At 41.3% G+C, this 15237-nt stretch carries 12 protein-coding genes and 4 tRNA genes; 12 read left to right on the forward strand and 4 right to left on the reverse strand.

Annotated features, from left to right (window positions below; translation table 11 throughout):
- Window positions 1–116: 116 nt before the first annotated feature.
- Window positions 117–359: a hypothetical protein gene (locus tag L3Q70_RS10295; protein WP_062569991.1), complete on the forward strand. Its 243-nt coding sequence runs from the start codon at window positions 117–119 to the stop codon at window positions 357–359.
- Here L3Q70_RS10295 and L3Q70_RS10300 read toward each other — a convergent pair whose 3' ends face one another.
- From L3Q70_RS10300 to L3Q70_RS10315, 4 genes are read right to left on the reverse strand one after another with little or no spacing between them, the layout of a single operon-like run.
- Window positions 360–1016, reverse strand: coding sequence for a tRNA (adenine(22)-N(1))-methyltransferase TrmK (locus L3Q70_RS10300; RefSeq protein ID WP_062569990.1), 657 nt, complete (start codon window positions 1014–1016; stop codon window positions 360–362).
- Window positions 1017–1018: 2 nt separating this feature from the next.
- The gene (locus L3Q70_RS10305; RefSeq protein ID WP_193987507.1) at window positions 1019–1945 is read right to left on the reverse strand and encodes a class I SAM-dependent methyltransferase; all 927 of its coding nucleotides are present in this window, start codon (window positions 1943–1945) and stop codon (window positions 1019–1021) included.
- Between the two features lie 5 nt (window positions 1946–1950).
- Entirely contained in the window at window positions 1951–3945 is a 1995-nt protein-coding gene (gene uvrB / locus L3Q70_RS10310) for an excinuclease ABC subunit UvrB (protein WP_062569988.1), read from the reverse strand.
- The gene (locus L3Q70_RS10315) at window positions 3942–5321 is read right to left on the reverse strand and encodes an MATE family efflux transporter (protein ID WP_193987508.1); all 1380 of its coding nucleotides are present in this window, start codon (window positions 5319–5321) and stop codon (window positions 3942–3944) included. Before L3Q70_RS10315 ends, uvrB begins: the two co-directional genes overlap by 4 nt.
- 1206 nt (window positions 5322–6527) lie before the next feature.
- Between L3Q70_RS10315 and L3Q70_RS10320 the strand changes: the two genes are divergently transcribed.
- The 11 genes from L3Q70_RS10320 (at window position 6528) to L3Q70_RS10370 (ending at window position 15231) form a co-directional block, all read left to right on the forward strand.
- A tRNA-Asn gene (locus L3Q70_RS10320) sits at window positions 6528–6604 on the forward strand.
- A gap of 14 nt (window positions 6605–6618) precedes the next feature.
- Window positions 6619–6695, forward strand: a tRNA-Asn gene (locus L3Q70_RS10325).
- 19 nt (window positions 6696–6714) lie between these two features.
- Window positions 6715–6791, forward strand: a tRNA-Asn gene (locus L3Q70_RS10330).
- Window positions 6792–6810: 19 nt separating this feature from the next.
- A tRNA-Asn gene (locus tag L3Q70_RS10335) sits at window positions 6811–6887 on the forward strand.
- Between the two features lie 186 nt (window positions 6888–7073).
- A complete protein-coding gene (locus L3Q70_RS10340; protein WP_237114228.1) occupies window positions 7074–9017 on the forward strand; it encodes a GGDEF domain-containing protein in 1944 nt (647 codons plus the stop codon).
- 166 nt (window positions 9018–9183) lie between these two features.
- Window positions 9184–9765, forward strand: a complete 582-nt coding sequence (rsxA, locus tag L3Q70_RS10345; protein WP_062569985.1) for an electron transport complex subunit RsxA — start codon at window positions 9184–9186, stop codon at window positions 9763–9765.
- Window position 9766: 1 nt separating this feature from the next.
- On the forward strand, window positions 9767–10321 hold the full coding sequence (gene rsxB / locus L3Q70_RS10350) for an electron transport complex subunit RsxB (RefSeq protein WP_062569984.1): 555 nt from the start codon (window positions 9767–9769) through the stop codon (window positions 10319–10321).
- Between the two features lie 8 nt (window positions 10322–10329).
- Window positions 10330–12846, forward strand: a complete 2517-nt coding sequence (gene rsxC, locus L3Q70_RS10355) for an electron transport complex subunit RsxC (protein ID WP_193987510.1) — start codon at window positions 10330–10332, stop codon at window positions 12844–12846.
- The gene (gene rsxD / locus L3Q70_RS10360) at window positions 12843–13898 is read left to right on the forward strand and encodes an electron transport complex subunit RsxD (protein WP_193987511.1); all 1056 of its coding nucleotides are present in this window, start codon (window positions 12843–12845) and stop codon (window positions 13896–13898) included. Before rsxC ends, rsxD begins: the two co-directional genes overlap by 4 nt.
- Entirely contained in the window at window positions 13898–14536 is a 639-nt protein-coding gene (gene rsxG, locus L3Q70_RS10365; protein ID WP_193987512.1) for an electron transport complex subunit RsxG, read from the forward strand. The genes rsxD and rsxG overlap by 1 nt, the downstream gene beginning before the upstream one ends.
- On the forward strand, window positions 14533–15231 hold the full coding sequence (locus L3Q70_RS10370; RefSeq protein ID WP_237114229.1) for an electron transport complex subunit E: 699 nt from the start codon (window positions 14533–14535) through the stop codon (window positions 15229–15231). Before rsxG ends, L3Q70_RS10370 begins: the two co-directional genes overlap by 4 nt.
- Window positions 15232–15237: the final 6 nt, after the last annotated feature.

Below are 15237 nucleotides of genomic sequence, written 5' to 3' on the forward strand. Positions count from 1 at the left end.
CATCTCCACCGTTATAGCACGACAAAGGAAATACCTTGTAACACAAACCCCTTTGCTTTTTATAATGCAAGCTATACTCTATTGAATAAAGTACAAATATAAAAGGAGGATAAATTATGTCAGGTACAACCATGGTGGTATTAATTGTACTCATTTCCGTCAGTTCAGGTGTTATCTACGATATGTATAAAAAACACCTAGAGTTTAAATCTCGTACCTTAAAAGACAGCAAAGAAGCAAATGAACAAGTGGCGGCTGTTACCGCTGAATTACTTGAATTAAAGCAACGGGTACAAACACTTGAAGCGATTGTGACCGATTCAAGCTATAACGTAAAACAAGAAATTAATAAGCTGTAATTAACAATCTAGCGCTTTATATTCATCAAGCACACCTTGATAATACTCAGCATCTTGATTCAGCATACGGCCGTAGTGAGCACGTAATTGCTGTAGATATGCTTTGTGCTCTTTACGACTCAATTGCCACATATTTGTACCTGTCCGTGAAAGCGGCTCTGATGACAGTGTGCTAACAGCAATAACCTCATAAAAGCGCTTGTTTTCACAAATAATTTGTTCATCGACTAAGCCCATATTTAATGTTTGCATATGGCTTCGCACTTTATAGCTGTGATGTACAGGACAAACAGCAAAATCAATTTGACAATGGGGATTACGCAATACTATTTGCGATAAAAACTGCACGAGTAAATCTCCCCCAACCCCTGCAATTATGACCAAGTGACGCTTATTAGGGCTCAGTTCAATCCTAGCCACATCTTGACAATGGACCTGCCAAGCTGTGCGCTGCTTATCTGTCGAAAAGCGTTCAAGCACATTACGCAATGACTGCATTAGCTCTGGCACAATATCCACAAAGTGAATCTTCGGTGCCTTATTTTGCTTTAGTAATTCAATGCCTAAAAAACCGTGGTCGCAACAACAGTCCCAAATTTCGTCATACTCAATTGTGACCATCGAAGCAATAGCAGATAAACGTTTACTCAGAGCCATTCTTATGCCGATTTATAAACGAGTGCTTTTAAACTTCTATCACTATCCACTTCAACAAACCCCTCAGTAGGCGCCAGACGCTCAACAAAACTAATTGCACCTTGGGTATGTTCAGTAATTAAGTCTTTAAACGCCTGCTCTGACAGCTCTGGGCTATTAGCGCACAATAAAAGTTGAGTGTTTTCGTTTAGCAGCTCAGGTAGCCGACGCAGGATTTTTTGATAGTCCTTGGTCAATATAAAGCTCCCTTTTTGGAAGCTAGGTGGATCAACAATGATCAATTCATACGGTGCTGACTTTTTCAGCTTACCGAACGATTTTAAAATATCATGGGGGTAAAAACTCACCCCATGAGTAAAGCCATTGAGTTGATGGTTTTGCTTGCCTGTTCGCAGCACACCTTTATTCATGTCCATATTAATAACTTGATCTGCACCACCCTGCATTGCAGCAACAGAAAAACCACAGGTGTATGAAAACAGATTAAGCACCTTTGCGTTATTACTATTGGCTTGCACAAACTCACGACCACGACGCATATCCGGAAAAATACCGGTATTTTGTCTACTTAATAAATCAACTTTAAACTTAATACTGTTTTCAGTTACGACATGTTCTTGAGGTAACTCACCGTAAATCAATGTGTTGCGCGTATTAATTCCACTGCGTTGTTGATAAACCAGCGTATTTATAAGCTCAGGAACATGTTCTTGTGTCCATTGCCAAATTGTATCTGTTAATTGCGTTAGTTCATCATTTTCGATTTCTTGATAAGAAACTAAAAACAGTGCCGGTGGATAAAAATCAAGATTAATATGGCTAAGCTCAGTCACTGAGTGGCCACGGCCATGAAAAATACGGCATAACTCATTTGCCGCAAGCGGCGCATCTGCTAACGCAGTTAAAATGGCTGAAAATTTATTTGTCATTGCACTTAGTTAATTAATTGTTGTTGTAATTCATGTATTTCATCACGCACAGACGCTGCCTTTTCAAATTCAAGGTCACTTGCATAAGCATGCATTTTTGCTTCAAGGTTTTTAATCTGATCAGCTATTTGTTTCGCGCTTAATACCTGTTTTGACTCTTTTCGTACTAATTTAAGATTGTCTTTTGGCGTTGCTTCTTCACCCACATCCATAATATCGGTGATACTTTTAACCAGAGCTTGTGGCTCAATACCATGTTCAAGGTTGTAAGCCTGCTGTTTTTCACGACGACGGTCTGTTTCATCAATGGCTTGACGCATAGAATTTGTAATACGGTCACCATATAAAATTGCTTTACCGTTTAAGTGGCGTGCTGCACGGCCTATGGTTTGGATCAATGAACGTGTAGATCGCAAAAAGCCCTCTTTATCTGCATCAAGTATCGCTACCAAGGATACTTCTGGCATATCGAGACCTTCTCGCAATAAGTTAATGCCTACCAACACATCAAACACACCAGCACGTAAATCACGAATGATTTCAACCCGTTCGACGGTGTCGATATCTGAGTGTAAGTAGCGAACTTTTACATCATGATCATTTAGATAGTCGGTTAAATCCTCGGCCATACGTTTCGTTAACGTAGTCACCAATACCCGCTCATTAACCTCTACACGCTTGTAGATTTCCGACAATAAATCATCAACCTGAGTACTTACAGGTCGCACTTCAATTTCAGGGTCTATAAGCCCTGTAGGACGAATCACCTGCTCTGCGACTTCTCCAGCTGAGCGCTCTAATTCAAAATTACCTGGCGTCGCTGATACATAGATTGTTTGCGGCGCAATAGCCTCAAACTCTTCAAACCGTAATGGGCGATTATCTAATGCCGAAGGTAAACGAAAGCCATATTCAACGAGATTTTCTTTGCGGCTTCTATCACCTTTATACATCGCACCGATTTGCGATACAGTAACGTGAGATTCATCAATGATCATTAATGCATCATCGGGTAAATAATCTAATAATGTTGGCGGTGGATCGCCAGGTGTGCGGCCTGATAAATAACGACTGTAGTTTTCGATGCCAGAGCAATAGCCTAGTTCAGTCATCATTTCGATGTCGTATTGTGTACGTTGGGCTATCCGCTGCTCCTCAACCAGTTTATTAGCACTAAGCAATTGAGAACGACGGTCTTTAAGCTCATCTTTAATTTTATCAATGGCATCCAGAATTTTTTCGCGAGGTGTTACATAGTGTGTTTTGGGATAAATTGTCGCGCGAACAATATGCTTTTCTACAGCCCCTGTGAGGGGATCAAAAATACTCAAACGTTCAATTTCGTCATCAAACATTTCAACACGTACTGCATAAGTGTCAGATTCAGCTGGGAAAATATCAATCACTTCACCACGTACGCGGTATGTGCCACGGCTAAACTCTATATCATTGCGTGTATATTGCAGCTCAGCTAAGCGGCGCAGCATATCTCGCTGGTCAACACTCTCACCCACTTTTAGTAACAACATCATTTTCATGTACGAGTCGGGATCACCTAAGCCGTAAATAGCTGATACTGAAGCAACGATAATGGTATCTCGACGTTCTAATAGTGCTTTCGTCGCACTCAAACGCATTTGTTCAATATGCTCATTAATAGACGCATCTTTTTCAATGAATGTGTCACTGGCTACCACATAGGCTTCGGGTTGGTAATAATCATAATAGGAAACAAAATACTCAACCGCATTATGTGGAAAAAACTCTTTCATTTCGCCATAAAGTTGAGCTGCTAATGTTTTATTATGTGCCATGATTATCGTGGGACGATTTAAATCATGGATAATATTAGCCATAGTAAAGGTTTTGCCTGTTCCCGTTGCTCCTAACAAGGTCTGGTGTGCAAGGCCGGCTTCTAACCCATCCTTTAACTGAGCTATTGCAGTTGGCTGATCGCCACTGGGCTGAAACTGTGAGACAAGTTGAAAATGATCGCTCATGAATGACACTCCTTCACCGATGCAGCACTTAAAAGATCCACATCCTTTATAAACCATTTGTAAGCAACAACAGCTGTAAATAAATTACCAGCAGCGGCACCAATAAATAACCCAGTTAGCCCTGCCATAAGGTTCCCTACATAGGCAAAAGGAACATAGAAAATAAATAAACGTACAACACTTAAAATTAACGCATTCATGGGTTTATGTAACGCATTAAACGATGAATTAGATAAAATAATGACCCCTTGCAAGCCATAACTTAAAGGGAGAATGTAAATAAAGAGCTTAATAACATCAATAACAGCTTGCTCTTTACCAAATACATCAGCAATAACCCCCGATGCCACAATAAGTAATAAATAAATAGCAAACTGCCAAATCATCACAAACTTTAACGTTGTGGTATAAGCTTCTTTTACACGTTCAAATTTTCTTGCACCAAAGTTCTGGCTGACAAAGGGAGGCAATGTCATCGACAGCGCCAATACAACAAGGCTTGCTATTGATTCTATACGACTGCCGACACCAAAGGCTGCAACAGCCTCTGGGCCATGTTTAGCAACAAGGGCTGTCATCACCGCCATAGCAATTGGTGTTAACATATTTGCGCCTGCTGCGGGTAAACCAATTTTCAGAATTTTGCGCACTGCACCTATGACAGTTTGTTGACCGGCGTGCAAACTTAATAAGCCATTTTTAACCGCTAAAATATAGAGAATAATCACCACAGCTACGGACCATGCAATGACACTTGCAATGGCTGCACCTTGAATACCAAGAGCGGGAACGGGGCCGAAACCAAAAATGAGTATAGGATCTAAAATAGCATTGATTAAGCCAGCGCCCCCCATAACGATACTCGGTGTTTTTGTATCGCCACTTGCACGTAAAACAGAGTTTCCAACCATGGGGGTGATCAAAAAGACACTGCCCAAAAACCACACGCTCATGTAGTCATGTATCAATGGCAATACTTGCTGCCCTGCCCCGAGTAGTTTGAAAGTAGGCGTAATGAGTAGGTAGCCAAGCACCGATAAAAAAAACACCATCACGACAGAGATCAATAAAGCAATACTCGCATCGAAGCGTGCCTCATCAAGCTTGTCACTACCTAAGGCTTTAGCTATTACGGCTGAAGTACCTATGCCCAAACCAATCGCTAAGCTAATCACAGTAAATGTTACAGGGAAGGTAAAACTAACGGCCGCAAGTGGTTCTGTGCCGAGTAAGCTGATAAAGAAAGTATCAACAAGATTGAACATCATCAGCGTAATCATGCCAAAAATCATTGGAATGGTCATTTTTTTTAACGTGGGTAAGATTGGCGAGTTTAAAAGATCAGGTTTAGATTTGCTTTGCGAAGTCACGCTCATGGGAATACTTTAGCCTCTTTTACTGAACCTGTAAGTTTAAAGCATCCTGCTCTTGCAAGCCATGCTTTATTCAAAGAAAGCTTCACTGCCATTGCTATAAAATGTAAAGCTAGACGCTTGCAACGTTTATAAAGAAGCACCTTTTGCTGGATTGCTATTTGAAACAGATATGTGCTTAGTATTAGCAAAGACTATTACAGTAAGATTATTTCAGGATGTCACTCCAAGGTTATTAAAGTGCAACTTTTAACGCTTTGGTGCAAAATTAACCATCAACCCCATTAAAAAACAATATAAAAACACTATTAATAGCTCTATTACATTTAAAAGGCAGTAAACGCTGTTTTTTTACACAGCAAAATAGACTATTTAATAGCCTATAAAAAAATTACCTACCAATTCAGCCTTACTTCAGTTTAAAAGAATAACTATTTGATTTTTAAGGGTATAAAAAAAATCATTTTAGTACTTGAAATTGCTGTAGCGCCCTAAAAACCTAGCACTATAGCTGTTCTTAAAGTTTAATAAACAGAGTTATCCACAGAAACCGTGGATAACTCTCTGGAAGCCGCATTTATCAAGGCTTTTAAAGGAGGCTAACAGAGTTAAATGACAAAACAAGACAAGTTTAGTGTTTAACGCTTAAGGTCTAAAAATTGACAAAAGCCATAATTAGCTCACCTACCTAGCTTGATAAATAGCCCTGTGGAATATTCACCTATATTACAAACCTGATGCAACATCATGATTATTAAAATAAAAAAATACACACTGATACGCTTTTGGTTCGCGTTTCGCTACATGAAAGCCGACCCTTTTTAAATCATACTCCCTAACCACAGGAAAAATACCTCCCTAACGTGCACACTCTAGCCTGATAAAGGCATCGATTAGATTGAATTTGTCGCATGGTTATAAAATCTTAGATAAATGATGGTTTTCTCTCTTAGAAGATGAAAATCTATACAACGAATACTTTTCGCAATTTTGAAACATCAACTTAGCTATAAAATTCAAGCAAAAAATTCAACTTAGAAAGACGAATACAGGTATTTCATAGTAAATACGCTGCCATTTTCAGTTAGATTTTGCTCAGATCGAACATAAAAACATCGAATAGCCTTCTTTTTTGAATTTATGAAGTTTTTATGTTGACACTTTGCAAAGCTGTCATTAATATTTCGCCCCGTTGAAAGGCATGACGCTTCCCCCTTAGCTCAGTTGGTTAGAGCGACGGACTGTTAATCCGCAGGTCCCCCGTTCGAGTCGGGGAGGGGGAGCCAAGTTTATAAACGTTTCCCCCTTAGCTCAGTTGGTTAGAGCGACGGACTGTTAATCCGCAGGTCCCCCGTTCGAGTCGGGGAGGGGGAGCCAAGTTTATGAATATGATTGTTCCCCCTTAGCTCAGTTGGTTAGAGCGACGGACTGTTAATCCGCAGGTCCCCCGTTCGAGTCGGGGAGGGGGAGCCAAGTTTATCAATAAGATTGTTCCCCCTTAGCTCAGTTGGTTAGAGCGACGGACTGTTAATCCGCAGGTCCCCCGTTCGAGTCGGGGAGGGGGAGCCAATTTTTTCAAAAAGTGTCTTTATCTCCCCTATTCTTACTCAACAAATGTATTAGACTTTCCAATACTTATATTCTACTCTATCTTTGCTTAACTCTTTATTTCTTATAAAATTAGAATAAACTGTACTTAAAGAAATCAATCAGGGAATTGATTCCTTCCTTTAGGCTCTTAAAAGATAAGAAAACATGGCTGGTTTTAAAAAACTTATATTTGTACAATTGATCTCTTGGCTGCTTTTTACACTGCTGGGCGGCTCTTTTATTGCCTTAAGCTTTGACAACGCAGTAAGTGATGCCCAAAAAAAAGCACAACTTACAGTAAATACATATATAAATAGTTTAACTGCTGAAGAACTAGCTCCTGAAAAAATTAAACGCGCTCTAACAGATGGCGCAACCTTCTCAAAATTCGTTTTACGAGACACAGATGGTAATGAAGTATTTGCAGTGAGAAACTCAGAGCCTTTGCCATTGTTTGCCGGTATTGTAAACAGCACATTTAATTCTATTCGTCCACAATTTGCTGTAAACCCGACCTCAGATATCAAAGTTGAATTTACTATAAATGTAAACCACCTTGCTGAATTACTGCAACAGTCCTTATTTATCATTATTTTATTTTCGGGTTTAATTGCAATACTCCCTATCTTCTATATGAAAAGCATGTTCCAGCGCCTCAACCGGAAGATAAGCACCACTATTGCCGATATTATTGATATCTACATTAATCAAAACCAAGTTGACGGCGACCTTGAAAACGCAATGGACACATCGCGATTGAAAAAGCTCAGTAAAGATTTAATCCCCTCTTTCAATCGTCTTTCGCACTTTTTACAAACGAAACATGACGATATTCAAAGAAATGCGATGAGTATCAAAAAAGAAGCCTATAAAGATGTAGTAACAAATTTAGGCAACCGAAATATGTTCGTTGAATACTATGAAAGACACATTGAAAATGCTGAAAAGAGTACATTTGGCTCTCTAGCCATGATCAGGTGTAGTGAACTACAGGCAATAAACCAATCTCGTGGTTATCAAAAAGGAGATGAGTACGTTAAGGGGGTTGCCGATATTATTAAGCATATAAGCGGCACTTACACTAACAGCCAAGTGTTTCGTTTAAATAGCTCTGACTTTGCCGTTGTGTTACCTAATACACCACTTAAAGAAGCAGAGCGTTTTGGTGATAACCTACAGTCTCGGTTTACTCAATACCAACAAAACCAAGAACTTAGCTCTGTCGCCAATACCGGCATTGTCGGTTATGAGAAAGGTAAACCGCTTGGTGAGCTATTATCAATTGTTGATAATGCGATGAGCATGGCTCAATCTAAACAAACAAATGCATGGCATGTGCAACGAGAAACAGACCTAGTTAATAACGTGAGCGCAGGATTTGGAAATCAAAACTGGCGAAAAGTTATTAACGAAGTTATAGAATCGAAACGCGTTCATTTGGTGATGCAAAATATTATGCCGATCGGCAAAAGCGTGAAAGCCTATGCAGAGATTCAAGTGCGTTTTAAAACAGCTGAAAATCAGATGCTCCCGACCGCTTCTTTCCTTGCTATGGCAGAAAAGCTTGATATGGCAATGGAGATTGATCGGTTAATCATCGACACCACCTTAGAAAAAGTGAAAACTCGCAACTTTTCACAAAAATTCTTTGGTATAAATGTTACAGCATCAAGCGCACATAATGATCAATTTGTGATCTGGTTAGAACGTCGGCTGTTAAAAGACAGTAATATCGCATCAAAACTTATTTTTGAGGTCAGTGAGTTCGGCTTACAGCAAAATATCAAAGCAAGTAAACGCTTTATTGATATGGTTCATCGTGTCGGTGCACGTATAACGGTAGAACGCTTTGGTGTGGGTTTAACCTCATTTAAATTCTTTAGGGACCTCAAACCTGACTTTATTAAAATGGATGCAAGCTACACGCGAGGCTTAGAAGAAGATAAAAATAATCAATATTTCATGCGCTTAATGGTTGACCTCGCACACCGCATTGGGGTGAGTGTGTTTGCTGAAGGTGTAGAAAGCCAAGAAGAGAAACATATTATCGAAACACTGTGTTTAGATGGCGTTCAAGGCTACTATATCGAGAAGCCAAAAGACATCTAACTCATCTTAAAAGGCCTAATAAACCTACTATTTATCAGGTCTTTAACATCAATCTAACACTTTCATACCCAACTCCCCTGCTTATTTTAGCTATTCGTCTCTCATGTGTTGTGTCGACCCCAAGAAAAAAGGATAATGGAGGGGTTTTTATTCTTGTGAGGCACGCATGACAGAGTATGTCCTGTTATTGATTGGCACCGTGCTAGTCAACAACTTTGTATTAGTTCAATTTTTAGGTTTATGCCCGTTTATGGGTGTATCGGGTAAATTGGATACCGCAATTGGTATGTCCTTGGCGACAACCTTTGTGCTTACTCTTGCCTCTGTAACAAGCTATTTAGTGAATCAATATATTTTGATTCCTCTTGATATTGAATTTTTACGTACTATGAGCTTTATTTTGGTCATCGCTGTAGTGGTGCAATTTACTGAAATGGTCGTACGAAAAACAAGCCCAACCTTGTATCGCCTGCTAGGTATATTTCTACCTTTAATCACCACTAACTGCGCTGTACTAGGGGTTGCATTACTCAACATCAAAGAAGATCACTCATTCTTGCAATCTGCGGTATATGGTTTTGGCGCAGCAGTTGGTTTCTCTATGGTGTTAATTCTTTTTGCCGCACTGCGTGAACGTTTAGCGGCAGCTGACGTCCCTACTCCATTTAAAGGCGCATCAATCGCAATGATAACAGCAGGCCTTATGTCAATGGCGTTTATGGGTTTTACAGGATTAGTGAAGTTTTAATATGACCTTGTTTTATGCCTTAATAGCGCTTGGTTCATTAGCGCTCGTCTTTGGTTTAATTTTAGGCTTTGCCGCGATACGTTTTCGTGTTGAAAGCAATCCTATTGTCGATCAAATAGATACTATTTTACCGCAAACCCAGTGTGGCCAATGTGGTTACCCTGGTTGTCGCCCTTATGCTGAAGCAATTGCCAACGGGGATGAAATAAATAAATGTCCGCCAGGCGGCGAAGCCACAGTAAAGAAACTTGCCGATTTAATGGGGGTTGAAGCCAAGCCCCTTGCAGGTGGCGAACAAGCAGACCCTATTAAAACGGTTGCCTATATTCGTGAAGATGAGTGTATTGGCTGTACCAAGTGTATTCAAGCCTGCCCTGTCGACGCCATTGTGGGTGCAACTCGTCAAATGCATACCGTGCTTATTGATGAGTGTACTGGCTGTGATTTATGTGTAGAACCTTGCCCTGTAGATTGTATAGATATGCTGCCAATTAAAGAAACAAAGCAAACATGGAAATGGCAATTAAACGCAATTCCTGTGACTCAAGTAGATTAGGAGCACAAATGGAAACGTTAATCGAACAAATTAAACAAGGTAAAGTGTGGCCATTTCCTGGTGGGATTCATCCACCTGGTCAAAAACACGTATCAACAACTCAGTCAATCCAACGTTTGCCGCTTCCTCAAAAGTTGGTCGTATCACTAAAACAGCATATTGGCGCAAACGGCAAACTGATTGTCGAAAAAGGCCAGCAGGTCCTTAAAGGCCAAGCATTAACAAAACCAAGTGGTAACTGGTCTGTACCAGTGCATGCGCCTACCTCAGGTATCATTTGTGAAATATCCCCTATGCCATCAGCGCATCCCTCAGCTTTGCCTGAACTCAGCGTCGTTATTGAACCTGATGGGCTGGATAATTGGTGTGAACTGAAACCCATTAGTGATGCTGCCGCTCTCTCTCATGATGAACTCGTCGATATTATTCATCAAAGTGGTATCGCTGGTATGGGCGGAGCTGGCTTTCCAACCTATGTAAAAGCGGACAGCCGCAAAGACATCAATTTTTTAATTGTTAATGCCGTTGAATGTGAGCCTTATATCACGGCCGATGATATGTTAATGCGAGAGCATGCGGATGGTATTGTTGCGGGTATTGAGCTAATGCAGCAATTATTAAGCCCTAAGCTAACAATTATTGGCATTGAAGATAATAAGCCAGAAGCCATTGCTGCTATGAAAAAGGCAGCTCAGCACAATCACAATATTATAGTGCAAACAGTGCCAACGGTTTATCCGTCAGGTGGCGAAAAGCAACTAATAAAGTTACTGACAGGTAAAGAAGTGCCAAATGGCAGTATTCCAGCAGATATTGGTATGCTGGTACAAAATGTCGGTACTCTCTTTGCTATTAATCAAGCGGTGTTTGAAGGCAAACCATTGATTGAGCGAGTTGTCACAGTCACGGGTAATACAATCCATAAACCAGGTAATGTGTGGGCTTTACTGGGCACTGAAATTAAGCACTTATTGGATTGCCAAGGTTTCTCTCCAGTTCCACAACAACGTGTTGTCATGGGTGGCCCGATGATGGGCTTTACTTTACCAACCGTGCGTATTGGCATAGTAAAAACCACCAACTGTATTTTAGCACCTGATCATCAAGAGTTGGCTGAACCTGGCGACGAAAAAGCCTGTATTCGCTGTAGTGCCTGCGCAGACGCATGCCCTGCCTCTTTATTACCGCAGCAATTACAATGGTTTGCTAAGTCAAAAGAGTACGACAAGCTAAATGAGCACAACTTGTTCGACTGTATTGAATGTGGTGCCTGTGCTTATGTATGCCCAAGCGAAATTCCATTGGTCCAATATTACCGTGTTGCTAAGGCTGAAATTAAAGAGCAACAAGCTGAGCAAATTAAGGCTGAACGTGCCAAAGAGCGTTTTGAAGCACGTAAAGAACGTTTAGAGCGTGAGCAAGAAGAGCGCCAAAACCGTCACAAACGTAAACCCGCTGCAAAATCAGATGGCGAAAAACAAAAAGTGGCCGATGCGCTTGCACGTGTGAAGAGCAAATCTGATGCTAAAGAGAGTAAATCAGCTGTGGCAGCGGCTATAGCTCGCGCCAAAGCGAAAAAGCAAAGCCCAGATGCGGAGCTTGAACCTGATAATTCAGAGGTCGCTAAAGAGCGTGCAGCACGCAAAGAACAAGCACGTAAATACAAAGAGCAAAAAGCTTTAGAGCAAGGTGAAGAAAACCGTGATAAAGATGATAAAAAGTCTGCTGTCGCTGCCGCCATTGCTCGTGCCAAAGCGAAAAAAGCCGCACAAGCTGCTGAAGATCACGTAGAGGCAGCAGACGCTGCACCTAAAGATGATAAAAAAGCGGCTGTCGCTGCCGCCATTGCCCGTGCCAAAGCAAAAAAAGCCGCGCAAGCTGCTGAAAATAAAGGTGACGCTGAAGAAGATAGTGCACCTGTCGATGACAAAAAAGCGGCTGTCGCTGCAGCCATTGCCCGTGCTAAAGCGAAAAAAGCCGCGCAAGCTGCTGAAAATCAAGATGATGCTGAAGAAGATAGCGCACCAGTTGATGACAAAAAAGCGGCTGTTGCTGCAGCCATTGCTCGTGCTAAAGCGAAAAAAGCGGCGCAAGCTGCTGAAAATCAAGACGATGCTGAAGAAGATAGCGCACCAGTCGATGATAAAAAAGCCGCTGTCGCTGCAGCCATTGCTCGTGCTAAAGCAAAGAAAGCCGCTAAAGGGCAAGCGCAGAGTGATGATTCACACGTTGAGGTTGATTCAAAACCTCAACCTGATACAAATGAATCTAGCGAAGATAAGAAAAAAGCCGCTGTCGCTGCTGCTATCGCTCGTGCTAAAGCAAAAAAAGCCGCTACAGAGCAAACGCAAAGTGATATTTCAGCCAATTCTGTTGATACTGAAATAAAACCAGCAGACTCGGATGTAGAGCAAGTATCAAACGCACCTGAATCAAAAGAAGATAAAAAGAAAGCCGCTGTTGCTCGTGCTATCGCTCGTGCAAAAGCAAAAAAGTTACAACAAGAAGGAAACGATAAGTCATGAAACTAACCATGGCGAGTTCGCCGCATAATCATAGTCATAAATCATTAAGCCGTTTAATGATCACCGTGATTGCTGCGTGTATTCCTGGCTTAATCGCGCAAGTTTACTTTTTTGGCACCGCGGTTTTAATCCAGCTTGCACTCGCTTTAATCACGGTTAGTGTATGTGAAGCGGCAGTTTTATTGCTACGTAAGCGAAAGGTGTGGCCAACTCTTAGCGACGGCAGTGCATGGCTAACTGCAGTATTGCTAGCATTGAGCATTCCGCCTTTAGCACCTTGGTGGATTATCGTAATTGGCTGTTTGTTTGCAATTGTTATTGTAAAACAGCTTTATGGTGGACTTGGTTTCAACCTATTTAACCCAGCAATGGCCGCTTATGTATTACTACTTGTATCGTTTCCGGTGCAAATGACCAGTTGGTTACCTGTAAGTGATTTACTTGCATCGCCTATTAGCTTTTCACAACAGCTGTCTGTTATTTTCAATGGTTTTACTAGCGCTGGATTTAGCGTAGATCAACTTCGTGTATCCATTGATGGCATAACGATGGCAACGCCGCTTGATACCGTTAAAACAGATGTAGCCCATCACCTAACGGTGGCTGAGAGCATGAGCAAACCCCTTTTTAATGACTGGTTTGGTCTTGGTTGGGGCTGGGTTAACCTAGGCTTTTTAATCGGTGGTCTTTATTTATTAAAAGCTAAAATCATTAATTGGCATATTCCTGTAAGCTTTCTCGGTGCTTTAGCTATATGTAGTGCTATTGGCTACATAGCATCACCTGGGACAGAGCCTGGCGTGGTATTTCACTTATTCAGTGGTGCCACAATGCTAGGGGCGTTTTTCATCGCGACCGATCCTGTGTCAGCATCAACCACAAATAAAGGCCGCTTAATTTATGGTGCCTTAATTGGTCTACTTGTTTACTTAATTCGCACATTTGGTGGTTACCCTGATGCTGTCGCTTTTAGTGTGCTTCTGCTAAACATGGCAGTACCATTAATTGACTACTACACACAACCACGCACTTACGGCCATGGAGTGAAATAATGATCCTTTCCTCAATGACTAAAAACGGTGGTATCTTAACCGCTTTTGCACTACTTACTACAGGAGCTGTAGCGCTCACTCATAACCTAACGGCCCAGCGTATAAGTGACCAAGAAAAGAAGCAGCTCGCCGAGCAACTACAGCAAGTGCTTGACGCTCACCATTACGATAATCAGCTGTATAAAGATTGTGTCATTATTACAGATGAACGTTTAGGGCCCAGACCCGAACAAATTATTTATCGAGCTTATAAAAGCGATAAACCATACGCTCTTGTAATGCGCCATGTTACGCCAAGCGGTTATAGTGGCGATATTAACTTGCTAACAGCCGTTTTTGCTAATGGTGAAATTGCTGGAGTTCGTGTAACAAAACACGAAGAAACACCTGGGCTTGGCGACAAGGTCGAAGTAAAAAAATCTGACTGGATCACCTTATTCAAAGGTCAGACTGTATTAGGTGAAGATGACAATCGTTGGGCTGTTAAAAAAGATGGCGGCCAGTTTGATCAATTCACCGGAGCAACGATTACGCCACGCGCTGTAGTCGGCTCAGTAAAAGAAGCAGTGCTATTTGCACAAGCTGAATTTGATAACCTATTTGCAGCAGCTAATGCTTGCCAAGGAGGTCAGGAATGAGCCAAGTAAAAACCTTATTTAAAGATGGGATGTGGACTAATAACCCCGCCCTTGTGCAGTTATTAGGCTTGTGCCCTCTGCTAGCAGTGACTTCTACAATAACAAATGCTTTAGGTCTTGGTTTAGCGACTTTATTAGTACTTGTTGGTTCTAATGTAACTGTATCGATTGTGCGCAACTGGGTGCCTAAAGATATCCGTATTCCTGTTTTTGTGATGATCATCGCAGGCTTTGTAACGATAGTGCAGCTGATGATGAATGCCTATACATTTGGGCTTTATCAATCTCTTGGTATTTTTATTCCACTTATTGTGACCAACTGCGCAATTATAGGTCGCGCTGAAGCATTTGCGTCAAAAAATACAGTCCCCCTTTCAGCCTTTGACGGCTTAATGATGGGCTTAGGCTTTATGCTAGTACTTGTTGTGCTGGGCGCTATAAGAGAGTTAATTGGCCAAGGCACCCTTTTTGATGGTGCTGATTTGTTGCTCGGCCCATGGGCACAAGCACTGCGTATTGAAGTGTTTAGTTTCGACAATCAATTTTTATTGGCAATTTTACCCCCAGGTGCCTTTTTAGGTCTTGGTTTGTTAATTGCTGCAAAGAATGTGATTGATAACCAAATAAAATCAAAGCAAGTAGTTACTCCAGAAGTAGAAAAAGGCCCTCGTGCCCGGGTAACGAGTTTAACCTAAAGGAGA

The sequence above is a fragment of the Pseudoalteromonas sp. CF6-2 genome, from assembly GCF_021729425.1.
GTDB lineage: Bacteria > Pseudomonadota > Gammaproteobacteria > Enterobacterales > Alteromonadaceae > Pseudoalteromonas > Pseudoalteromonas arabiensis.